21 protein-coding genes and 1 pseudogene are annotated in these 20,194 nt (G+C 64.5%); 12 read left to right on the top strand and 10 right to left on the bottom strand.

The annotated features are described in order from the left end of the window. The first annotated feature begins 8 nt into the window (after positions 1 to 8). Complete coding sequence (locus tag G570_RS00615; protein ID WP_051503894.1) at positions 9 to 887, top strand: alpha/beta fold hydrolase; 879 nt, start codon at positions 9 to 11, stop codon at positions 885 to 887. Positions 888 to 898: 11 nt separating this feature from the next. Here G570_RS00615 and ruvC read toward each other — a convergent pair whose 3' ends face one another. The 4 genes from ruvC to G570_RS00595 are packed head-to-tail and all read right to left on the bottom strand — an operon-like array spanning position 899 to position 3,035. After that, complete coding sequence (ruvC, locus tag G570_RS00610; RefSeq protein ID WP_037498050.1) at positions 899 to 1,387, bottom strand: crossover junction endodeoxyribonuclease RuvC; 489 nt, start codon at positions 1,385 to 1,387, stop codon at positions 899 to 901. A gap of 13 nt (positions 1,388 to 1,400) precedes the next feature. Beyond that, positions 1,401 to 2,144, bottom strand: a complete 744-nt coding sequence (locus tag G570_RS00605) for a YebC/PmpR family DNA-binding transcriptional regulator (RefSeq protein ID WP_037498047.1) — start codon at positions 2,142 to 2,144, stop codon at positions 1,401 to 1,403. Positions 2,145 to 2,180: 36 nt separating this feature from the next. Continuing rightward, entirely contained in the window at positions 2,181 to 2,741 is a 561-nt protein-coding gene (locus tag G570_RS00600; protein ID WP_037498046.1) for a DUF1003 domain-containing protein, read from the bottom strand. A gap of 51 nt (positions 2,742 to 2,792) precedes the next feature. Next, positions 2,793 to 3,035 carry a DUF2312 domain-containing protein gene (locus tag G570_RS00595; RefSeq protein WP_037498042.1) on the bottom strand — a complete coding sequence of 81 codons (243 nt, stop codon included), beginning with the start codon at positions 3,033 to 3,035 and terminating at the stop codon, positions 2,793 to 2,795. 171 nt (positions 3,036 to 3,206) lie between these two features. Between G570_RS00595 and pyk the strand changes: the two genes are divergently transcribed. Beyond that, entirely contained in the window at positions 3,207 to 4,661 is a 1,455-nt protein-coding gene (pyk, locus tag G570_RS00590; RefSeq protein ID WP_037498040.1) for a pyruvate kinase, read from the top strand. A gap of 11 nt (positions 4,662 to 4,672) precedes the next feature. Here pyk and G570_RS00585 read toward each other — a convergent pair whose 3' ends face one another. After that, positions 4,673 to 6,382, bottom strand: coding sequence for a methyl-accepting chemotaxis protein (locus G570_RS00585; protein WP_169731713.1), 1,710 nt, complete (start codon positions 6,380 to 6,382; stop codon positions 4,673 to 4,675). Between the two features lie 177 nt (positions 6,383 to 6,559). Here G570_RS00585 and G570_RS00580 point away from each other — a divergent pair, with 177 nt between their 5' ends. The 10 genes and pseudogenes from G570_RS00580 (at position 6,560) to G570_RS13525 (ending at position 15,524) form a co-directional block, all read left to right on the top strand. Further along, positions 6,560 to 8,092 carry an acyl-CoA carboxylase subunit beta gene (locus G570_RS00580; RefSeq protein ID WP_037498034.1) on the top strand — a complete coding sequence of 511 codons (1,533 nt, stop codon included), beginning with the start codon at positions 6,560 to 6,562 and terminating at the stop codon, positions 8,090 to 8,092. A 207-nt stretch (positions 8,093 to 8,299) separates the two neighbouring features. Next, the gene (mce, locus tag G570_RS00570) at positions 8,300 to 8,719 is read left to right on the top strand and encodes a methylmalonyl-CoA epimerase (protein WP_037498015.1); all 420 of its coding nucleotides are present in this window, start codon (positions 8,300 to 8,302) and stop codon (positions 8,717 to 8,719) included. 26 nt (positions 8,720 to 8,745) lie between these two features. Next, complete coding sequence (locus tag G570_RS00565; protein WP_037498012.1) at positions 8,746 to 9,093, top strand: hypothetical protein; 348 nt, start codon at positions 8,746 to 8,748, stop codon at positions 9,091 to 9,093. A gap of 18 nt (positions 9,094 to 9,111) precedes the next feature. After that, a complete protein-coding gene (locus G570_RS00560) occupies positions 9,112 to 9,576 on the top strand; it encodes an OsmC family protein (RefSeq protein ID WP_037498010.1) in 465 nt (154 codons plus the stop codon). 38 nt (positions 9,577 to 9,614) lie between these two features. Continuing rightward, positions 9,615 to 11,744: a methylmalonyl-CoA mutase gene (gene scpA / locus G570_RS00555; protein WP_037498008.1), complete on the top strand. Its 2,130-nt coding sequence runs from the start codon at positions 9,615 to 9,617 to the stop codon at positions 11,742 to 11,744. Then, positions 11,741 to 12,088 (top strand): hypothetical protein, encoded by a 348-nt coding sequence (locus G570_RS00550; RefSeq protein ID WP_156930263.1) that lies wholly within the window; start codon positions 11,741 to 11,743, stop codon positions 12,086 to 12,088. Before scpA ends, G570_RS00550 begins: the two co-directional genes overlap by 4 nt. 22 nt (positions 12,089 to 12,110) lie before the next feature. Then, positions 12,111 to 14,147, top strand: a complete 2,037-nt coding sequence (locus G570_RS00545) for an acetyl-CoA carboxylase biotin carboxylase subunit (protein WP_037498003.1) — start codon at positions 12,111 to 12,113, stop codon at positions 14,145 to 14,147. After that, positions 14,144 to 14,956, top strand: a complete 813-nt coding sequence (locus G570_RS00540) for a phytanoyl-CoA dioxygenase family protein (RefSeq protein ID WP_037498000.1) — start codon at positions 14,144 to 14,146, stop codon at positions 14,954 to 14,956. Before G570_RS00545 ends, G570_RS00540 begins: the two co-directional genes overlap by 4 nt. Continuing rightward, positions 14,938 to 15,063 (top strand): annotated as a pseudogene (locus G570_RS14015) (biotin/lipoyl-containing protein); the annotation flags it as partial. The gene G570_RS00540 and the pseudogene G570_RS14015, both read left to right, overlap by 19 nt. Next, a complete protein-coding gene (locus G570_RS13525) occupies positions 15,060 to 15,524 on the top strand; it encodes a hypothetical protein (protein WP_156930262.1) in 465 nt (154 codons plus the stop codon). The pseudogene G570_RS14015 and the gene G570_RS13525, both read left to right, overlap by 4 nt. Here G570_RS13525 and G570_RS00535 read toward each other — a convergent pair. The 5 genes from G570_RS00535 to G570_RS00515 are packed head-to-tail and all read right to left on the bottom strand — an operon-like array spanning position 15,496 to position 20,137. Then, positions 15,496 to 17,055 carry an AMP-binding protein gene (locus G570_RS00535; RefSeq protein WP_037497997.1) on the bottom strand — a complete coding sequence of 520 codons (1,560 nt, stop codon included), beginning with the start codon at positions 17,053 to 17,055 and terminating at the stop codon, positions 15,496 to 15,498. The two genes, G570_RS13525 and G570_RS00535, sit on opposite strands and share 29 nt — an antisense overlap. Continuing rightward, positions 17,052 to 17,444, bottom strand: a complete 393-nt coding sequence (locus G570_RS00530) for a RidA family protein (RefSeq protein WP_037497995.1) — start codon at positions 17,442 to 17,444, stop codon at positions 17,052 to 17,054. Before G570_RS00530 ends, G570_RS00535 begins: the two co-directional genes overlap by 4 nt. Further along, positions 17,441 to 18,571 (bottom strand): acyl-CoA dehydrogenase family protein, encoded by a 1,131-nt coding sequence (locus G570_RS00525; protein ID WP_037497992.1) that lies wholly within the window; start codon positions 18,569 to 18,571, stop codon positions 17,441 to 17,443. Before G570_RS00525 ends, G570_RS00530 begins: the two co-directional genes overlap by 4 nt. Next, the gene (locus tag G570_RS00520) at positions 18,564 to 19,379 is read right to left on the bottom strand and encodes an enoyl-CoA hydratase family protein (RefSeq protein WP_037497990.1); all 816 of its coding nucleotides are present in this window, start codon (positions 19,377 to 19,379) and stop codon (positions 18,564 to 18,566) included. The genes G570_RS00525 and G570_RS00520 overlap by 8 nt, the downstream gene beginning before the upstream one ends. Beyond that, on the bottom strand, positions 19,376 to 20,137 hold the full coding sequence (locus G570_RS00515) for an SDR family NAD(P)-dependent oxidoreductase (RefSeq protein WP_037497987.1): 762 nt from the start codon (positions 20,135 to 20,137) through the stop codon (positions 19,376 to 19,378). Before G570_RS00515 ends, G570_RS00520 begins: the two co-directional genes overlap by 4 nt. Positions 20,138 to 20,194 lie beyond the last annotated feature (57 nt).

Genomic DNA, 20,194 nt, shown 5'->3' with positions numbered 1-20,194 from the left:
GCCAAGCCATGCCGACTATCACCGTGCGCGACGGGACCGAGATTTATTACAAGGACTGGGGTGACAAGGCGGCGCAGCCGATCGTCTTCCACCACGGCTGGCCGCTCAGCGCCGACGATTGGGATGCGCAACTGATGTTTTTCCTTGGCGAGGGATATCGCGTGATCGCCCACGATCGGCGGGGTCACGGACGGTCGACGCAAACCGATACCGGCAATGAGATGGACACCTATGCCGACGACGTGAAGCAGCTGGCGGCAGCGCTCGATCTCAAAGATGCGGTCCATGTCGGCCATTCGACCGGCGGTGGTGAAGTGGCGCGCTATGTGGCCCGCGCCGACCCGGGACGGGTGGCAAAGGCCGTGCTGATCGGCGCCGTTCCGCCGGTCATGGTCAAGAAAGACAGCAATCCGGGCGGAACGCCGATCGAGGCGTTCGACGGCTATCGCGCAGCGGTCGCCGGCAATCGGGCGCAGCTTTACCGCGATGTTCCGTCAGGGCCGTTTTACGGCTTCAACCGTGATGGCGCGGCGGTCAGCCAGGGCGTGATCGACAATTGGTACCGCCAGGGGATGATGGGCGGCATCAAGGCGCAGTATGACTGCATCAAGGCGTTCAGCGAAACCGACTTCACCGAGGATTTGAAGGCGATCAACGTTCCGGTCCTGGTGATGCATGGCGATGACGACCAGATCGTACCTTATGCCGATTCCGCGCCGCTGTCGGCCAAGTTGCTGAGCAAGGGCATACTCAAGACCTACGCCGGCTTCCCGCATGGGATGTGCACGACCCATGCCGATGTCGTGAACCGCGATATTCTGGCCTTCATCCGCGACGAAGCGGGAGCATCGCCTGCATCAACTGCTGAGGTGGCCGAGCCGGCCTGATCGGCGCCGCGCTATCTGATTCCGCCGCGCGCGCTCGCCAAGTGGTGGGCGTGGGTAATGGCGATCGCCAGCGCATCGGCGGCGTCGGGACCGGCAATCTTCGCGCCGGGCAACAGGCGCTGGATCATCGCATGGACCTGCGCCTTGTCGGCGGCGCCGGTGCCGACGACGGCCTTCTTGACCAGCGTCGGCGCATATTCGGTGAGATCGAGCCCGGCGCGGGCGGCGATCATCAGCACCACCCCGCGCGCCTGCGCCAGTTTCAGCGTCGACTGGGCGTTCTTGTTGACGAACACTTCCTCGACCGCCGCCGCATCGGCGGGGTGATCGGCCAGCAGCGCTTCAAGCTGGGTCGCCAGATGCGACAGCCGTGCAGACAGCGGCTCGGCCGTCGCGGTCTTGAGCTGGCCGTTGCCGATATGGCTGAGCCGGTTGCCCTCGGCGCGGATCAGGCCCCAGCCGGTCGAGGACAGCGACGGGTCGAGGCCCAAAATCAGCATAAGCGCATTAGCATCAGCCGAGCTTGGCCAGCTCTTCGTCGCTGATGTCGTAATTGCCCCACACGGTCTGGACGTCGTCATCGTCTTCCAGCGCGTCGACGAGCTTCATCAGCGTGGCGACCGAATCGCCGCTGACTTCGGTGGTCAGCGTCGGCTTCCACGCCAGCTTGACCGCCTCAGCTTCGCCCAGCGTCGCTTCCAGCGCCTTGGCGACGTCATGCATGCCGTCGGTCTGGGTCCAGATCTGGTGGCCGTCCTCGTCGCTCTGGACGTCGTCGGCGCCGGCTTCGATGGCGGCTTCCATGACCTTGTCCTCGTCACCGGCCGAAGCTGGATATTCGATCAGGCCGAGCCGTTCGAAGCCATGACTGACGCTGCCCGATGCGCCGAGGTTGCCGCCGTTCTTGCTGAAGGCGGTGCGGATGTTGGTCGCGGTGCGGTTGCGGTTGTCGGTCAGCGCCTCGACGATGATGGCGACGCCGTTGGGGCCATAGCCTTCGTAGCGGACCTCTTCGTAATTTTCGGCGTCGCCCTTCGATGCCTTGTCGATCGCGCGCTGGATATTGTCCTTGGGCATCGACTGCGCCTTGGCGGCGTTGACCGCGGCGCGCAGGCGCGGGTTCATGTCGGGATCGGGCAGGCCCATCTTGGCCGCGACGGTGATTTCGCGCGAAAGCTTGGAAAACATGCCCGAGCGCTTCTTATCCTGCGCGCCCTTGCGGTGCATGATGTTCTTGAATTTGGAATGGCCTGCCACTGGGAACCCCGAAAGATGTGATGTTTGCGGAGGCTCTTAGTCGGGCTTGGCGGGCTTCTCAACCGTTTGGGGTAAGTGGTCGAGCCGGGCTTCGATGCGGTCGAGCCGCTGGCACACCAGAAGGTCGACCTTTTCGTGCAAACGAAGAATCTCGAGCTCGGCACGCAGATTGGTTTCATAATCAAGTTGCGCAGCGATCCGGTCCTTGGAGGCCTGCCGGTTCTGGCTCATCATGATAATCGGCGCCTGGACTGCCGCGAGCGTCGAAAGCATCAGGTTCAAAAAGATGTAGGGATAGGGATCGAAGGCGATGCCGAAATGCTGGAGGATGTCGGTGTTGATCACCATCCAGCCCAACAGCACCGCGGTAAAGGCGATGATGAAGTGCCAGGATCCGCCGACCGCCGCGACGCGATCGGCCAAACGTTCGCCGAAGGTCGCGCGCTCGGTCGCGACCTCGTCGGCGTCGCGGCTGGTGAGGCGGCCAGCCGCGATATTTTCCAGCACCCGCCGTTCTTCGTCGCCGAGCTCGTCATGACTGTCCGTCAAAAGACGGGCAGCAAGATCGGACGTGTTGGACGACAAATTATGGGCCATGAGACTGCCTTTAGGAGAGACCTAGGGCGTTGGCAGGATCAATCCTTAGGATCAATCCAGGCCCAAGGCGTTGCGATAGGTTTCGAGCAGCGCGTCGGCTTCCTGGCGGGCATGGCTTTCCATCTTCCGCAGGCGGACGATCGAGCGCATCGTCTTGGTGTCGTAGCCGTTGGCCTTGGCTTCGGCGTAGACGTCCTTGATGTCGTCGGCGATGCCCTTCTTCTCTTCCTCGAGCCGTTCGATCCGTTCGATGAAAAGGCGCAGCTGGTCGGCTGCGACGTTGTCCTCGCTCATGCTAATCCTTCTAATGATGTCGCGAATCCGAAACCGGATGTCGGTACCGGCCCTAAGCGGTGGCAGCGGCAGGCTCAAGGCGCATGAATACGCATTCGCCGCGGTTGCATGGATGGACCATGTCGCTATGGCATTCGGGCAACAAGAAATGGGAGTGACGACGACGTGACGATGCTGAAACCGCGGGCGCGCAAGGTGAAAATCCTGGCGACGCTGGGTCCGGCCTCTTCCTCCCCCGAGATGATCCGCGCGCTGATGGAAGCCGGTGCGGACGCTTTCCGCATCAACATGAGCCACGGCAGCCAGGCCGAGAAGGCCAAGCTGGTCGAGGCCATTCGCAGCCTTGAAAAGACGCTGCACCGACCGACCACCATCCTGTTCGACCTTCAGGGGCCGAAGCTACGCGTGGGCGACTTCAAGGGCGGGTCGGCGATGCTCGAGACCGGCCAAACCTTCGTCTTCGACCTCGACCCCGCCGATGGCGACGCGACGAGGGCCGAACTGCCGCATCCCGAACTGTTCGCGACCCTGAAACCCGGCGACCGCCTGCTCATCGACGACGGCAAGGTGCGGCTAACCGCGAAGGAGGTGACCCCGACCCGGATCGCGGCCGAGGTCAATGTCGGCGGCAAGGTATCGAACCATAAGGGCGTCAACGTGCCCGACGTGGTCGTCCCGATTCCAGCGCTGACCGACAAGGACCGCAGCGACCTGGCCTTCGCGCTCGAACAGGGTGCGGATTATGTGGCGATGAGCTTCGTCCAGCGGCCCGAAGACGTGATCGAGGGCCGCGACCTGATCGGCGGAAAGGCGGCGCTGCTCGCCAAGATCGAAAAGCCGCAGGCGATGGAACGGCTCGACGAAATCATCGATATCGTTGATGCGGTGATGGTCGCGCGCGGCGACCTTGGCGTCGAACTGCCGCCCGAAGGCGTGCCCCCGGCGCAGAACCGGATCGTCGCGGCCGCGCGCCAGGCCGGCAAGCCGGTGGTCGTCGCGACGCAAATGCTGGAATCGATGATCGTGTCGCCCAGCCCGACCCGCGCCGAAGTCAGCGACGTCGCCAACGCCATCTATGAAGGCGCCGACGCGGTCATGCTTTCAGCCGAAAGCGCGGCGGGGCAGTATCCGATCGAAGCGGTCGCCATGATGGACAAGATCGGCCAGTCGGTCGAAGCCGACCCGGTCTATTCCAAGCGCATCCACTTCACCGAAACCCCGGCCGAGGCGACCACCGCCGACGCGCTGAGCGAAAGCGCTGCGCAGATCGTGCGGACGCTGTCGGCGAAGGCCATGGCCTGCTACACCTCGTCGGGCTCGACCGCACGTCGCATCGCCCGCGAGCGTGCGCCGGTCCCCACGCTAGTGATGACGTCCAGCCTTGCCGTCGCGCGCAAGCTGGGCCTCCAGTGGGGGGTCCATGCGGTTCACACCCGCGACGTCGGTAGTTTCGAGGAAATGGTCGGCAAGGCCAAGCGCATGGCGCTGCGCCACCACATCGCCAAGTCGGGCGAGCGGATGGTGATTATGGCCGGCGTGCCGTTCCGCACCAGCGGCTCGACCAACGTCATCCACGTCGTCAAACTGGCCGGCGACGAGTTGGATTCCTACCTCAACGACGGTTGATCGCTGCCCCGTCAGGCGGCGCGAATTTGATCGATGAAGTTACGAATCTGGCCGCTTAGCTCGCTGCCCTGTCGTTCGAGATCTTTCACCGCGCCGACGATATCGGCCGCACCGGCGCCGGTCGTTTCGGCTTGAGACAGAAGCGTGGACATCGACGTGCGCAATTCCTCGGCGGTGCCGACACTGCCCTGGATGGTGCGATTGATGTCGGCGATGGCGGCACCCTGCTCATCGATGGCGGTTGCGATGGCGGTCGAAGACTGGTCGAACGTCACGATGCTGCGACCGATGTCGCTAATGGCGGTCGACACGTCGCCCACCGTGCTGCGGACCCCGTCGATCTGGCCGCCGATCTCACGCGTTGCCTCGGCGATCTGCTCGGCCAGCGATTTGACCTCGCCCGCGACGACGGCGAACCCCTGGCCTTGAACGCCGGCGCGAGCCGCTTCGATCGTGGCGTTGAGCGCCAGCATATTGGTCTTGGCGGCGATATCGGCGATCAGTTTCGACACTGCCCCGATCTGCTCGGCGGCCGCTTCAAGCCCTGCCACCTTCTGGCCGACATGCATTGACTGTTCGGCCATGATCCGCGCCGAATTAGCGCTGGTGGCGGTGAGTTGCGACACTTCTTCGATTGCGGCCATCATCTGCGTCGTCGCGGTGACGACCACCTGTGCGTCCTGAGCGCTGCGATCGCTGGCCTGGTTGGCCGTGCGCGCCGCATCGCGCGTCTGGACCGCGCCCGTCGCGAGCGCAGTCGTGGTCATGTGCATGGCGTTGCTGGCGCGAGCGATCAGGTCGGCCGTCGCCAACGCCCGCTCTTCGAGATGGGACGCCATCGCCGTCAGTTCCGCCTTGCGCCGTTCGCGTTGCTCTGCGTCGCGCCTGGCGTCCTGGTCCAGCCTTTCGGCAACTTCCTGCTGACGCGCCAGTTCGGCGGCCCGGGCGCGATCTTCCGCTTTGCGAGCTTCAAGCACGGCTTCGCGGAACGCTTCCAATCCCTTGGCAAGTTCACCGATCTCATCCGGGCTGTTTCGGTCGGAAAGTTCGACGTCCATCCGGCCTGCCGTCAGCGCCTGCAGGCAGGATGTCAGGCGAGCGATGGGCTTCACCATCCGGCGACGTAGGACGCTCGCGATGAAACCGGCGATGGCTAGCATCGCCAAACCGCCCAGCAACAGGATAGTCCGCCAGGCGACGGTCAGTATCGCGACATGACGCTGATTGGTCTCGACCGTCCCAACGATGACGTCGCTGGTCGTTTTCAAATGTTTCCGCAAAGCGGCCGATTCCCGGTCGAGCCGCTTCAAGTCGAACTCCGTGATCGCCACCCCGCTTTGGGCGCGTGCCAGCAGGCGTTCGCAGTCTGCGACGAACAGCGCCTGCGGGCGCTTCACCGTGGCCAGCTGGGAGCGAATGGATTCGGGCAGATCCATGCTGCCATTCGCGGACATCGCACGCTGGAACCACGCCATATTTTCCTGGCTCTGCGTAGCGATGGCGCCCAGTGTCTGACGGTTGTGGCCCGAGGTGTAGGTGACCGCCTGGTAGATGTCGCTCTTCATTTCCGAAAAGGCGATGCCGGCTTCAAGATGGTTGCGCAGCGCATCGGTCGCGATCCGATTGTCGGCCTGCGCTTGCGCAAGTCGCGACGACACGACGAAGCCCGTCACGAGGATCACGGACACCGTCAGGCTCAGCAGGCCTACGATCCAGTTCACCCTTTGATTCAGCGTCATCTGCTGCTCGCCCACCCAGAATCGTCGAAACGGCTTCGATAAAGATTGGCGGTTCAGTGACATGACTATGGTTAAAGCGGCGTAAACGGGTTTCTGTGGGTCGGCCTGCCGTTGACGCCCGCGCGCCTGCGTGGCAGCGCGCTTGGCCGAGGAGAGCATATGGCGACGACGATCGAGCAACTGGAAGCGCGGCGCGAAGCGGCCCGGATGGGCGGCGGGCAGAAGCGCATCGATGCGCAGCACGCCAAGGGACGCCTGACGGCGCGCGAGCGGCTGACCGTGCTGCTCGACCCCGACTCGTTCGAAGAAGTCGACATGTATGTCGAGCACAACTGCGTCGACTTCGGCATGGAGGCGCAGAAGTTTCCGGGCGACGGCGTGGTCACCGGCAGCGGCACGATCAACGGCCGCCTCGTCTATGTCTTCGCGCAGGATTTCACCGTGTTCGGCGGCTCGCTGTCCGAACGCCACGCGCAGAAGATCTGCAAGATCATGGATGCGGCGATGAAGGTCGGCGCGCCGGTGATCGGGCTCAACGATTCGGGCGGCGCGCGCATCCAGGAAGGCGTCGCCAGCCTCGGCGGCTATGCCGAGGTGTTCCAGCGCAACGTGCTCGCATCGGGCGTCGTGCCGCAGCTCAGCCTGATCATGGGGCCGTGCGCGGGCGGCGCGGTCTATTCGCCCGCCATGACCGACTTCATCTTCATGGTGAAGGACAGCTCCTACATGTTCGTCACCGGCCCCGACGTGGTGAAGACGGTGACCAACGAAGTGGTGACGCAGGAGGAACTGGGCGGCGCCATCACCCACACGACCAAGTCGGGCGTGGCCGACGTCGCGTTCGAAAATGATATTGATGCGCTTCTCGCGGCACGAGACTTCTTCGATTTCCTGCCGCTGTCGAACCGGCATGACTTGCCCGAGCGTCCGACCGAGGATCCGTGGGACCGCATCGAGGACAGCCTCGACAGCCTGATCCCGCCGTCGGCCAACCAGCCCTACGACATGCACGAGCTTATCCGTAAAGTCGTCGACGAAGGCGACTTCTTCGAGCTTCAGCCCGCGCATGCCGGCAACATCATTATCGGCTTCGGCCGCATCGAAGGGCGCACCGTCGGCATCGTCGCCAACCAGCCGATGGTGCTGGCCGGCTGCCTCGACATCAACGCGTCGAAAAAGGCGGGCCGCTTCGTCCGCTTCTGCGACGCGTTCGACATTCCGATCGTCACCTTCGTCGACGTGCCGGGCTTCCTGCCGGGCGTGGGGCAGGAGCATAACGGCATCATCAAACATGGCGCGAAGCTGCTGTTCGCCTATGCCGAAGCGACGGTGCCCAAGATCACGGTCATCACCCGCAAGGCCTATGGCGGCGCCTACGACGTCATGGCGTCTAAGCACCTACGCGGCGATTTGAACTATGCCTGGCCGACCGCCGAAATCGCGCTGATGGGCGCCAAGGGCGCAGTCGAAATCATCTTCCGCGACGAAAAGGGCGACCCGGACAAAATCGCCCAGCGCACCAAGGAATATGAAGACCGCTTCGCCAACCCCTTCGTCGCGGCGAGCAAGGGCTTCATCGACGAAGTCATCATGCCGCATTCGACGCGCAAGCGAGTCGCGCTGGGGCTAAGGAAGCTGCGTGACAAGCAGCTTGAGAATCCGTGGAAGAAGCATGACAATATCCCGCTATAATGGGTGGCGAAATAATATTCGGCGTTTGGGCAATCGCCATGGTGCTGGTGGGTTTGGCCTGTGCATTTTCATTGTCGGTTCGAGTTTTTCAGGGTCCCGACGAAGGCGCGAGCGCTAAGACATTCTGGCTAAAACAGGCGGCCAAGTTCGCCGTGTGTCTATTTGCCGTTTGGCAGGTCACAATTTTTGTGCGGAGTTCGCTCTAAAATGAAACTCGGACGCTTGAACCATGTTGGGGTGGCGACCCCGTCGATCGAGAAGTCGGTTGCGCTCTATCGCGAAAAGATGGGGGCGGAGGTGGTGCACGATGCGTTCGACCTGCCGGCGCAGGGCGTGCGGGTGTGTTTCGTCAACACGCCCAATTCGCAGATCGAGCTGATCGAGCCGCTGGGCGCGTACTCGCCGATCGTGAAGTTCCTCGAGCGTAATCCCGAGGGCGGCCAACATCACCTCTGCTTCGAAGTGCCGGACATCGAGGAAGCGCGCGCTTACTATGACGCGAAGGGCGTCCGCATCCTCGGCCCGACCCGCATCGGCGCGCACGGCACTCCGATCTTTTTCCTGCACCCCAAGGACATGATGGGTGTACTGACCGAAATCATGGAGAGTCCGAAACAAGCGCATTGACACTCGGGCTGTGAAGGAGACGAGCGATGCGCGACCTGTTTCTGACCGGGGCCGGGGCCTTAGCCATACTGCTGTCGCTGGTCCACGGCTGGCTCAGCCATAGGCATGTGTTGAACCGGGTCGAAGTGCATCCCTACACGACGAAGCGACTGAACGCGGGCGTGTACCAGCTATCGACGCTTTACTGGTTCGCGGGCGGGGTGGCGCTGCTCCTGGCGCCCGGGCAGCCCGAATCGGCGCGGCACGTCATCGTGCTCGGCGCAGGGGCGATGTACGCATCGGCCGTTGTCGTAAACGCGTGGGCGACAAGGGGGCACCATTTCGGGGCGTACCTGTTCGCCATCGTAGTTGCCTTCTGTATCGCCGGCGCCTGATCGAGAGAGGAGCAAGCCGTGTCCCAGCATATCGCCACCATCGCCTGGTCCAACGACGACCCCGAAGGATTTCGCAAGGGGCATTACAGCCGGGTCCATGAATGGCGCTTCGACGGCGGGGTGACGGTGCCGGGGTCGGCCTCGCCATCGGTGGTGCGCGCGCCCTGGTCGAGCGAGGCGGCGGTCGATCCGGAAGAAGGCTTCCTCGCCGCCATCTCGAGCTGCCACATGCTGTGGTTCCTCGACTTCGCCCGCCGCGCCGGCTTCGCGCCGACGAGTTATGAGGATGAGGCGGCCGCCGACCTCGACAAATGCGATGACGGCAAGGTTCGCATCACCAAGGTCTGCCTGAAACCGCGGGTTGCGTGGGACGGTAAGGCGCCCGACGCGGCGGCACTCGATCACCTCCACCACCAGGCGCACGAAGCCTGCTTCATCGCCAATTCGATCACCTCCGAGGTAACCGTCACGCCGCGCGCCTGATTGCCGAGTTGCCGCTACGGCGCTAGGGGCTTGGCCCTATGACCGACACGCCCAAGTACGACGACTGGAAAGCGCTGGCCGACAAGGAATCGAAAGGCCGTGACCTGTCGCGCGAAACGCCCGAGGGCATTCGGCTGAAGACGGTCTATGGCCCCGAAGATGGCCGCGACGTCGGCTATCCGGGCGTCGCGCCCTATACGCGCGGGCCCTATGCGACGATGTACGCGGGCCGGCCGTGGACCATCCGCCAATACGCGGGCTTCTCGACTGCCGAGGAATCCAACGCCTTCTACCGCCGCAACCTAGCCGCCGGGCAGAAGGGGCTATCGGTCGCCTTCGACCTTGCCACCCACCGTGGCTATGACAGCGACCATCCGCGCGTCGCGGGCGACGTCGGCAAGGCGGGCGTCGCGATCGACAGCGTCGAGGATATGAAGCTGCTGTTCGACGGCATTCCGCTGGGCGAGATGAGCGTCAGCATGACCATGAACGGCGCGGTGTTGCCGGTGATGGCCTTCTACATCGTCGCGGGCGAAGAGCAGGGGGTCGACCGCAAGGCGCTGAGCGGTACGATTCAGAACGACATCCTCAAGGAGTTCGCGGTCCGCAACACCTACATCTACCCGCCCGAACCGTCGATGCGGATCGTCAGCGACATCATCGCCTACACCTCCGCCGAAATGCCCAAGTTCAACAGCATCTCGATCAGTGGCTACCATATGCACGAGGCCGGAGCGACGGCGGTGCAGGAAATGGCCTACACGCTCGCCGACGGCATGGAATATGTCCGCTCGGCGATGAAGGCGGGGCTCGACATCGACGCCTTTGCGCCGCGCCTCAGCTTCTTCTGGGGCATCGGCATGAACCTGTTCATGGAGGTCGCCAAGATGCGCGCCGCGCGCACGCTGTGGGGCCGCATTATGACCGACCTTGGCGCCAAGTCGGAAAAGTCGAAGCTGCTGCGCACGCACTGCCAGACCAGCGGCGTGAGCCTCACCGAGCAGGACCCGTACAACAACATCGTCCGCACCACGATCGAGGCGATGGCGGCGGTGCTGGGCGGGACCCAGTCGCTGCACACCAACAGCTTCGACGAAGCGATCGCGCTGCCGACCGATTTCAGTGCGCGCATCGCCCGCAACACCCAGCTGATCCTGGCGGAGGAAAGCGGGGTCACCGCCGTCGCCGATCCGCTCGGCGGTTCCTACTATGTCGAGGCGCTGACCCGCGAGCTGGAGGAAAAGGCCTGGGCGCTGATCGAGGAGGTCGAGGCGCATGGCGGCATGACCAAGGCGGTCGCCGAAGGCCTGCCCAAGAAGCGGATCGAGGAAGCGGCCGCGATGCGCGCCGCCAAGGTCGACACGGGCGAGACGGTGATCGTCGGCGTCAACCGCTACCGGCTGGAAAATGAGCCGGAGATCGACATCCTCGAGGTCGACAACGACAAGGTTCGCGCGGGTCAGATCGCGCGGCTGGAGAAAATGCGCAGCTCCCGCGACGAGGCCGCCTGCCGCGCCGCGCTCGATGCACTCGAAGCGGGCGCGCGGGGTAACGCAAACCTGCTCGCGCTGGCCGTCGATGCGGCGCGGGTGCGGGCTTCGCTCGGCGAGATTTCGGACGCGCTGGAGCGCGCCTTCGGTCGCTATGCCACCAAGCCCGAACCGGTCAGCGGCATCTATGGCCAGCGCGATGACCAGCGCTGGAAGGAAGCGCTGGCGGGCACGGTGGCGGTGGCCGAACGGCTTGGCCGCAAGCCCCGCATATTCGTCGCCAAGATGGGCCAGGACGGCCACGACCGCGGCGCCAACCTCGTCAGTTCGGCGTTCGGCGATTTGGGCTTCGAGGTGGTCGCCGGCTCCCTCTTCCAGACCCCGCGCGAAACGGCCGAGCAGGCGGTGGCCGAGGACGTCGACGTGGTCGGCGCCTCATCTCTCGCGGCGGGCCACAAGACGCTTATCCCCGAACTCATCGGCCACCTCAAGGACCTCGGCCGCGCCGACATCAAGGTCGTCGCCGGCGGCGTCATCCCGCCGCAGGATTACGACTTCCTGCGCAAGGCGGGCGTGCAGGCGATCTTCGGGCCCGGCACGAACCTCGCCGATGCGGCGGACGAAGTGCTGCGATTGCTGGGTCACAACAAGCCGCCGGTGGAGGCCCAAGAGTTATGAGTGCTGACTTTATTGTCGTGGACGTCCCATCAATGCTTTCTCAGAAAGTCACGATTTCCGACGAACATGGCGAACGGCCCGATCTAGATTGGAATCGCGAAGCGGCGGAAAGTCAGTACGTTTTCGCCGAATTTCTTTCAGATAAAGGACTGTTGGTAGACGGTATAACCATCACGCGTAGTCCTGATCTAACGATCCGGTGGCTTCAGTTGAACGAGCGCGGGCAGATTTTCGCCCGGGCACATTTTCACAAGTGGCTCGTCTCGATAGACAAATCGGGCACCACGGAAGCGGCCAAGAGAGCAAAACTCGAAAAGCGCTGGGACAAATTCAACGCGCAATAGCAGCGCAAGAAACGGACCTTGTATGTTCACAAAAATCCTGATCGCCAATCGCGGGGAAATTGCCTGCCGGGTCATCAAGTCCGCGCGGCGTATGGGCATCGCGACCGTTGCGGTCTATTCCGATGCCGATGCGCGCGCGCCGTTCGTGAAGATGGCGGACGAGGCGGTGCATATCGGCCCGCCGCCCGCTGCGCAGAGCTACCTCCTCGCCGACAAGATCATCGAGGCGTGCAAGGCGACCGGCGCGGAGGCGGTGCATCCGGGCTATGGCTTCCTAAGCGAACGCACCAGCTTCGCCGAGGCGCTGGCCGCCGAAGGCATCGCCTTCATCGGGCCGCCGGTCGGCGCGATCGCGGCGATGGGCGACAAGATCGAATCCAAGAAGCTGGCCAAGGAAGCCGGCGTCAACGTCGTCCCCGGCTTCGTCGGCGAGATCGCGGACACCGAGCATGCCGTCAAAATCGCGGCCGAGATCGGCTATCCGGTGATGATGAAGGCCAGCGCCGGCGGCGGTGGCAAGGGCATGCGCCTCGCCTATTCCGAAAAGGACGTCCGCGAAGGCTTTGAAGCGACCAAGCGCGAAGGCCTCAACAGCTTCGGCGACGACCGCGTCTTCATTGAGAAGTTCATCGAGGACCCGCGCCACATCGAGATCCAGATCCTCGGCGACCAGCACGGCAACATCCTCTACCTCAACGAGCGCGAATGCTCGATTCAGCGCCGCCACCAGAAGGTGGTCGAAGAAGCGCCGTCGCCCTTCGTCACGCCCGAAATGCGCAAGGCGATGGGCGAGCAGTGCGTCGCGCTGGCCCGCGCGGTGGGCTATTATTCGGCGGGGACGGTCGAACTCATCGTCAGCGGCAAGGACCCGACGGGAAAGAGCTTCTACTTCCTGGAAATGAACACCCGCCTGCAGGTCGAACATCCGGTGACCGAGGCGATCACCGGCATCGACCTGGTCGAGCAGATGATCCGCGTCGCGTACGGAGAGAAGCTGCCCTTCACGCAGGACGATATCGGCATCGACGGCTGGTCGATCGAAAACCGCGTCTATGCCGAAGACCCTTATCGCGGCTTCCTGCCGTCCACCGGGCGGCTGGTGCGCTACGAACCGCCAGTGCCGGGCTGGGAAGACGACGGCGAGGCCAATGGGCGCCGCGGATTGGACGGCGTGCGCGTCGACGACGGCGTCTATGAGGGCGGCGAAGTCAGCATGTTCTACGACCCGATGATCGCCAAGCTGGTGACATGGGGCCGGACGCGCGACGAGGCGGCGGACAAGCAGGTCGCGGCGCTCGACGCCTTCCGGATCGAAGGCCTCGGCCACAACATCGATTTCGTCTCGGCGATCATGCAGCACCCGCGCTTCCGCAGCGGCGACCTCACCACCGGCTTCATCGCCGAGGAATATCCGGACGGCTTCCACGGCGCGCCGGCGGACGAGGAACTGTTGACCGACCTCGCTGCAATTGCCGCGATCGTCGAGCTGACGGTCGACACGCGCGCGGCATTGATCGACGGGCAGCTGGGCGAGCCGGAATTCCCCGACTCGACGCAGATCGTTCGCATTGCGAAACGCGATTTCGAAGTGACCGTCACGCCCTATGACGGCGGTAACCTGGTCAGCGTCGACGATGGCGAGGAAATCGACGTGATCGGCGACTGGGCGCCGGGCGATCCGCTGCTGGTTGCCGACATGGATGGCCGCCGGCGCGTGGTGCAGGTCGCCAAGAAGGGCCGCGCCTGGACGCTGACGACGCGCGGTGCGAAGCATGATGTGGCAGTGATGGCGCCGCACATCGCCGCGCTGTCGCGCCACATGATCGAAAAGGTCGCGCCGGACATGTCGCGCTTCCTGCTGGCGCCGATGCCGGGGCTGCTGACCAAGCTGGAGGTCAAGGAAGGCGACAAGGTCGAAGCCGGCCAGCCGGTCGCGGTGGTCGAAGCGATGAAGATGGAAAACATCCTCCGCGCCGAGAAGAGCGCCACGGTCAAGGCGACCCCCGCCAAGGCTGGCGACAGCCTGGCGGTCGATCAGGTCATCGTGGAGTTTGAATGATGTTCGACGAGAAGTTCCGCAACGACGGACTTCTCGTGATCGACCGGATATTCGACCCGGAGATGATCGGAAGGGTGCGCGAAACGGTGGCAGGCTGGACCGGCCCCATCGATCCCGCCCGACCTCCGGTGCATCTGCGCGTCGACGAGGGGCGGCTGCACATGCCGATCGTGATGGAAGGCCCACTGCTCGATCCGGCCTTGCTGACCCATCCGATCCTCGACCGGATACTGTCGTCCTTGTTGGGCGCGGATTATGTGATCGACAATCTGTCGCTAGTGACCGCGCTGGCCGGGGCGCCGCAGATGCACCTCCACCGCGACCTGCCACCGCTGTTTCCCGAGCGCCATGGTCATGCCGATCTGCCACCCTATGCCGTGACGATGGTCGTGCCGCTGGTCGCCACCGATGACGAGACCGGGACGACCGCGATCGCGAAAGGCAGCGCCGCCGCGTCTCGTGTCGGCGATGAGGAGATCGATCCGCCTGCCGACTGGGTCGAACCGCATGTGCCGCTGGGCGGTTGTTTCCTGATGGACGTGCGTAGCTTCCATCGTGGATTACCCAATCGATCAGCGCGCGACCGACCGCTGCTTTATGCGATGTTCAGCAGGCCGTGGTTCACCGACAGCGTCAACTTCGACTATCACGCGCGGATGAAGATCGACCGCGACACCTTCGCTGGCCTTTCGCCGGTCCAGCGTTACCGCCTGCGCCGCGCCGCTGCGCCAGGCCTGATCGACAAATGCGCGGCGGCAATGGATATTGTCGCGCCGGGTGAGGCGGATGGGCGGTGGTCGAAGCGATGAAGATGGAGAACATCCTCCGCGCCGAGGGCAGCGCAACGGTCAAGGCGACGCCCGCCAAGGCGGGCGACAGCCTGGCCGTCGATCAGGTCATCGTGGAGTTCGAGTGAGCGGGATCAGACCCGAAGACTATGAGATGATGAGGGCTTGGTCTGCGCTCATGGTCGAGCGAGTTATGCCTATGCCGCCAGGGCTCAATCCAGAACTTCATCCAATTGCATGTTTGGACAAAATGGCGGTGACCTCGCCCGCTAGAGCCAGGCAGGGATTAGCAATGATGGTTGGCGACCTCGTTGAAGCCAGCCATTGCCTTCAAGGCAACGACCTTCTGGAACTAGATGCGTCGTTGCGAGAGGCTAACTTGCCAACCTTGTCCGACATAAGGGTGAGATTCGATCGACAGATAAGGCGCGTACTGAAAGCCGGCAAAATCAGAACGGAAACCGACTACTACGCCGTGAGAAACTCAGTCGACGGCGTTTCGGACGAAGCGGACAGCGCTAACTTGTGGAAACTGCTTGCTGAGTTTGAAGCTCGCTCCGCTAAGGATTCCGCAACTCCACCCGCCTGAGCTTACCCGTCGCCGTTTTCGGCAAACTTTCCACAAACTCGATTTCGCGCGGGTATTTGTAGGGGGCGATGCGGTCCTTGACGAAGGCCTGTAAGCCCGCGGCGAGTTCGTCGCTGGGGGTGGCGAAGTCGGCGGGGACGATGAAGGCCTTAACCTTCTGCCCGCGCTCGGCGCAGGGCACGCCGATCACCGCGCATTCGGCCACCGCCGGGTGGGCGAGCAGGGCGTTTTCCACCTCTGGCGCGCCGATGTTGTAGCCGCTGCTGACGATCATGTCGTCGCTACGCGCGACGTACCAATAATAGCCGTCCTCATCGCAGCGGTAGGTGTCGCCGGTGACGTTCCAGCCACGGTCGACGTAATTGGCCTGCCGATCGTCGGCGAGGTAGCGGCAGCCGGTCGGGCCCTTCACGCCCAGCCGCCCTTCGCCATTTTCGTCGGGGTCGAGGATGGTCGCTTCATAGCCCGGCACTGCGCGGCCGGTGCTGCCGGGGCGGATGGCGTCGCCGCTTTCGGAAATGAAGACATGCATCATCTCGGTCGAGCCGATGCCGTCGACGATGGACAGGCCGGTGCGGTCCTTCCACGCGGTCCATGTCGCCTGCGGCAAATGTTCGCCTGCCGATACACAGGCCTTCAGCGACTTCAGTGCATTGTCGAGCGCCGGGGCGGTCAGCATCGCCTTGTAGGCGGTCGGCGCGGTGGCGAGGTGGGTGACACTGAACCGCGACACGGCTTCGGTCAATTCGGCGGGCGTCGCCTTTTCAACCGTCGCGGTCGTCGCGCCCTGGCGCAGCGGGAACAGCAGGGTCGCGCCCAGCCCGAAGGTAAAGGCGATCGGCGCGCTGGTCATGACGATGTCGCCGGGCTTCATCGGGAAATGGGCCTTGGCGAAGGTGTCGCATGGCGCGAGGATGTCGCGGTGGAAATGGACGCAGCCCTTGGGCACGCCGGTGGTGCCGCTGGTGAAGGCGATGAGGGCGGGATCGTCCTGTTTCGTGGCGAGGGCGGGCAGAGGCTTGAGGTCGGCGCAGCGCGTTTCGAGCGCCCCCTTCCCGAAATCGCCGTCATATTTGACGATATGCTTGAGGAAGCGGGTTTGCAGCCCGGCTTCGCGCAGGTCGCCGATGAAGCGACTGTCGCACAGCGCATGGCTGACCTCGGCCTTGTCGATCACCGTCGCGATCTCGCCGGGACGCAGCAGCGGCATCGTCGTCACCGCCACCCCGCCGGCCTTCAGGATGCCGAGCCAGCAGGCGAACATCGTATAGCCATTGGGCCCGCGGAGCAGCACGCGGTTACCGGGGACGAGGCCTTCTTCCTCGACCAGCAGGCGCGCGATGCGACCTGACAGGTCGTCGAGCTGGCCGTAGGTCCAGCTGCCATGCGCGTTGATGACCGCCAGTGCGTCGGACGCGCCGCCTCGCAGCAATTCCGCCGCGGCGTTCAGTTCGTCGGGGTAATCGAGCAGCAGGAAGTCGGGCAGCTGGTCCGCGCCCGGCAATCGCTCCTCGACGAAGCGGTCCCTCATTCCGGGATGACCGCCGTCGCTTCGATTTCGACCTTGGCGCGGGGCTCGACCAGCCGCACTACCTCGACCACCGCCATCGCCGGATAGTGGCGGCCGATGACCGATTTCCACACCGCGCCAATATCCTTCACCGACGCCAGATATTCGTCGATCGAGGTGACGTAGCAGGTCATGCGCATGATGCGGTCCGGCTCCGCTCCGTCGCAGGCGAGGATGGCGACGATGTTCCTCAGCGCCTGTTCGAACTGGCCGGCCATGCTGTCGGTCTGGAACCGCTCCTGCTCGTCCCAGCCGACGACACCGGCGGTCATCACGAAGCGCCCGCGCGCGGCCATGCCGTTGGCATAACCCTTGGGCCGCGGCCAGCCGGGGGGGAGCAGTTCCTTCATTTCAGCAGAGTCCTTGCGATGACCATCCGCTGCACCTCGCTCGCGCCTTCGTAGATGCGTAAGCTCCGGACTTCGCGGTAGAGTTCTTCGACTTTGGCGCCGACCGTGACGCCGAGGCCGCCGTGCATCTGCAGCGCCATGTCGATGACTTGCTGCGCGGCTTCGGTGGCGTGGAGCTTGGCCATGGCGGCGGCGGCGCGGTTGTCGCCGTCTGCCATGTCCTGCTGCCAGGCGGCGCGGGCGATCAGCAGGGCCGACGCATCGACCAGCGTCGCCATGTCGCCCAGCCGGTCCTGCGTCACCGCATTGTCGGCGAGCGTCGCGTTGCCGAGCTTGCGGGTGCGGGCGAAGGCGATGGCTTCGTCGAGCGCGCGGCGGGCGAAGCCGAGCGCCGCCGCACCGACGGTGACGCGGAACAGGTTGAGCGTCTGCATCGCCACCTTGAAGCCGTCGCCGGTGGCGCCGAGCGGGTCGGCCTTTACGCCGTCGAATTTCAGGCGCGCGAGCGGGTGGGGCGCGATGACCTCGATCCGCTCGGCAACCAACAGGCCGGGGTCGTCGCCGCGCACGATGAAGGCGCTGATGCCCTTTGCACCGTCCTCCGCTGCACCGGTCCGAGCGAAGACGGTTAGCACGTCGGCGATGGTGCCATTGCTGATATAGCTTTTCTCGCCGGTGAGGCGCCATTCGCCATCGACCTCAACGGCGCGCATGGCGATGTTGGCGGCGTCGCTGCCGGTGTCGGGTTCGGTCAGGGCATAGGCGGCGATGGAGCTACCATCGGCGACCTTTGGAAGCCATTCCGCCTTTTGTGCATCCGACCCGAACAGGCTGATCGCGCCCGAGCCCAGCCCCTGCATGGCGAAGGCGAAGTCGGCGAGGCCGCTGTGGTAGGCGAGGGTCGCGCGAGCGATCGCAAGGCTGCGGACGTCGGGAATCCGGTCATCGTCGGCAACGCAAATTCGGGTGAAGCCCGCTGCCGCCAGTTTCCCGACAAGATCGCGGCAGGCGGCGTCGACGTCGGCGGGGTGATGATCGTCGAGCTTCGCCTCGCACCAGCCGCGCAGACGATCGCGAAGCGCGCGATGATCGTCATCGAAAAACGGCCAGCTAAGCCAGTCAGTCACCCTTGAACTCCGGCGTGCGCTTGTTGGCGAAGGCTTCGTAGGCGCGGCGGAAGTCGTTCGTCTGCATGCAGATCGCTTGCGCTTGCGCTTCCATTTCCAGCGCGGTGTCGATGCTGACGTTCCATTCGATGTCGAGCTGCCGCTTGGTCATGGAATGGGCAAAGGCCGGACCATTGGCGATCTCGCGCGCCAGATCGGCGGCGGCGTGGTGCAGCATGGCGCGGTCGACGACGCGATTGAAGAAGCCCCAGTCATGACCTTCCTCGCTGGTCATGGTGCGGCCAGTGTAGAGCAGCTCGGCGGCGCGGCCGTGGCCGATCAGGCGCGGCAAAATGGCGCAGGCCCCCATATCTGCCCCCGCCAGCCCGACGCGGGTGAACAGGAAGGCGGTCCGCGTTTCGCGCGCGGCGAGGCGCAGGTCGCTGGCCATGGCGAGGATTGCGCCGGCGCCGGCGCAGACGCCCTCGACCGCCGCGATAATCGGCTGCGGGCAGGCGCGCATCGCACGGACCAGGTCGCCCGTCATGCGGGTGAAGGCGAGCAGCCCAGGCATGTCCAGTTCGGTCAGCGGGCCGATGATTTCGTGGACGTCGCCGCCCGAACAGAAATTGCCGCCCTCGCCCTTGAGCACGACGACGCGGGCGTCGGGCGTCACCACCAGCGCGCGGAAGGTGTCGCGCAGTTCGGCATAGCTGTCGAAGGTCAGCGGGTTCTTCTTTTCCGGCCGGTTGAGCGTAATCGTCGCGACATGGTCGGAATAGTCCCAGCGGAAATGCTGCGGCACAAAGGATGCGGGATCGAAGGTCATGCGGTGGTGCCGCCGTCGATGGTCAGGCACGCGCCGGTGATCGACCGGCTGCTGGGCTTGCACAGGAACAGGATTGCGTCGGCGACCTCGTCGGCGGTGACGAGCCGGCCGTTGGCGTTCATTGCGGCGAGCGCGGCGCGGGCCTCTTCCTCGCTGCGGCCGGTGGTGCGGCTTATCCGGTCGGCGCTGTCGTCGACCATCGGCGTGTCGACGAACGCGGGGCAGACCGCATTCACCGTGAGCCCGGTCTTGGCATATTCGAGCGCCAGGCTCTTGGTCAGGCCGACCGCGCCATGCTTCGACGCGACATAGGGCGCGGCGTAGGCGGCGCCGCGCAAGCCCGCGACAGAGGCGACGATAATCAGGCGCTTGTCGTCGCCCTGCACCAGGTCGGGAAGCGTCAACTGCGCGCCATCGAACAGGGCAGTGAGGTTCGTGGCGATGATCCGGTCCCAAGATTCGCGCTTGGTGCGCTGAAATGGGGCGCTGTCGCCGATGCCGGCGTTCAGCACGACGATGTCGAACGGCCCGCTGGCGTTACGCGCCGCGGCGAAGGCGGTTTCCATCGCGCCGCGGTCGGTCATGTCGCAGGGGAAGGCGCGACCGCCGGTTTCGGCCGCAATAGCGTCGAGCGGTTCGGGCCGGCGTCCCATCAGTGACAGTTTCGCGCCTTCGGCCGCCATCATCCGCGCCGCCGCCGCGCCGATGCCGGTCCCGCCGCCAGTGACCAGCGCATGTTTGCCTGAAAGCCAGCCCAATCCGAATGCCCTCCTGTTTTGCCCGGAGGCTAGGCCGCGCAGGCGATGCAGGCAATG

The organism is Sphingomonas jaspsi DSM 18422, from assembly GCF_000585415.1.
GTDB classification, from domain to species: Bacteria; Pseudomonadota; Alphaproteobacteria; order Sphingomonadales; family Sphingomonadaceae; genus Sphingomicrobium; species Sphingomicrobium jaspsi.
The sequence above is the reverse complement of the archived record's forward strand: the minus strand, read 5'-3'. Positions and strand labels throughout refer to the sequence as shown.

Coding starts and splice junctions, on each gene's coding strand:
- G570_RS00595 (WP_037498042.1), bottom strand. CDS start 3,035: ATGAGCGAGGACAACGTCGCAGCCGACCAGCTGCGCCTTTTCATCGAA.
- mce (WP_037498015.1), top strand. CDS start 8,300: ATGAAACTCGGACGCTTGAACCATGTTGGGGTGGCGACCCCGTCGATC.
- G570_RS00540 (WP_037498000.1), top strand. CDS start 14,144: ATGATGTTCGACGAGAAGTTCCGCAACGACGGACTTCTCGTGATCGAC.
- G570_RS00520 (WP_037497990.1), bottom strand. CDS start 19,379: ATGACCTTCGATCCCGCATCCTTTGTGCCGCAGCATTTCCGCTGGGAC.
- G570_RS00535 (WP_037497997.1), bottom strand. CDS start 17,055: ATGAGGGACCGCTTCGTCGAGGAGCGATTGCCGGGCGCGGACCAGCTG.
- G570_RS00600 (WP_037498046.1), bottom strand. CDS start 2,741: ATGGCCCATAATTTGTCGTCCAACACGTCCGATCTTGCTGCCCGTCTT.
- G570_RS00545 (WP_037498003.1), top strand. CDS start 12,111: ATGTTCACAAAAATCCTGATCGCCAATCGCGGGGAAATTGCCTGCCGG.
- G570_RS00615 (WP_051503894.1), top strand. CDS start 9: ATGCCGACTATCACCGTGCGCGACGGGACCGAGATTTATTACAAGGAC.
- G570_RS00565 (WP_037498012.1), top strand. CDS start 8,746: ATGCGCGACCTGTTTCTGACCGGGGCCGGGGCCTTAGCCATACTGCTG.
- G570_RS00530 (WP_037497995.1), bottom strand. CDS start 17,444: ATGAAGGAACTGCTCCCCCCCGGCTGGCCGCGGCCCAAGGGTTATGCC.
- scpA (WP_037498008.1), top strand. CDS start 9,615: ATGACCGACACGCCCAAGTACGACGACTGGAAAGCGCTGGCCGACAAG.
- ruvC (WP_037498050.1), bottom strand. CDS start 1,387: ATGCTGATTTTGGGCCTCGACCCGTCGCTGTCCTCGACCGGCTGGGGC.
- G570_RS00580 (WP_037498034.1), top strand. CDS start 6,560: ATGGCGACGACGATCGAGCAACTGGAAGCGCGGCGCGAAGCGGCCCGG.
- pyk (WP_037498040.1), top strand. CDS start 3,207: ATGCTGAAACCGCGGGCGCGCAAGGTGAAAATCCTGGCGACGCTGGGT.
- G570_RS00550 (WP_156930263.1), top strand. CDS start 11,741: ATGAGTGCTGACTTTATTGTCGTGGACGTCCCATCAATGCTTTCTCAG.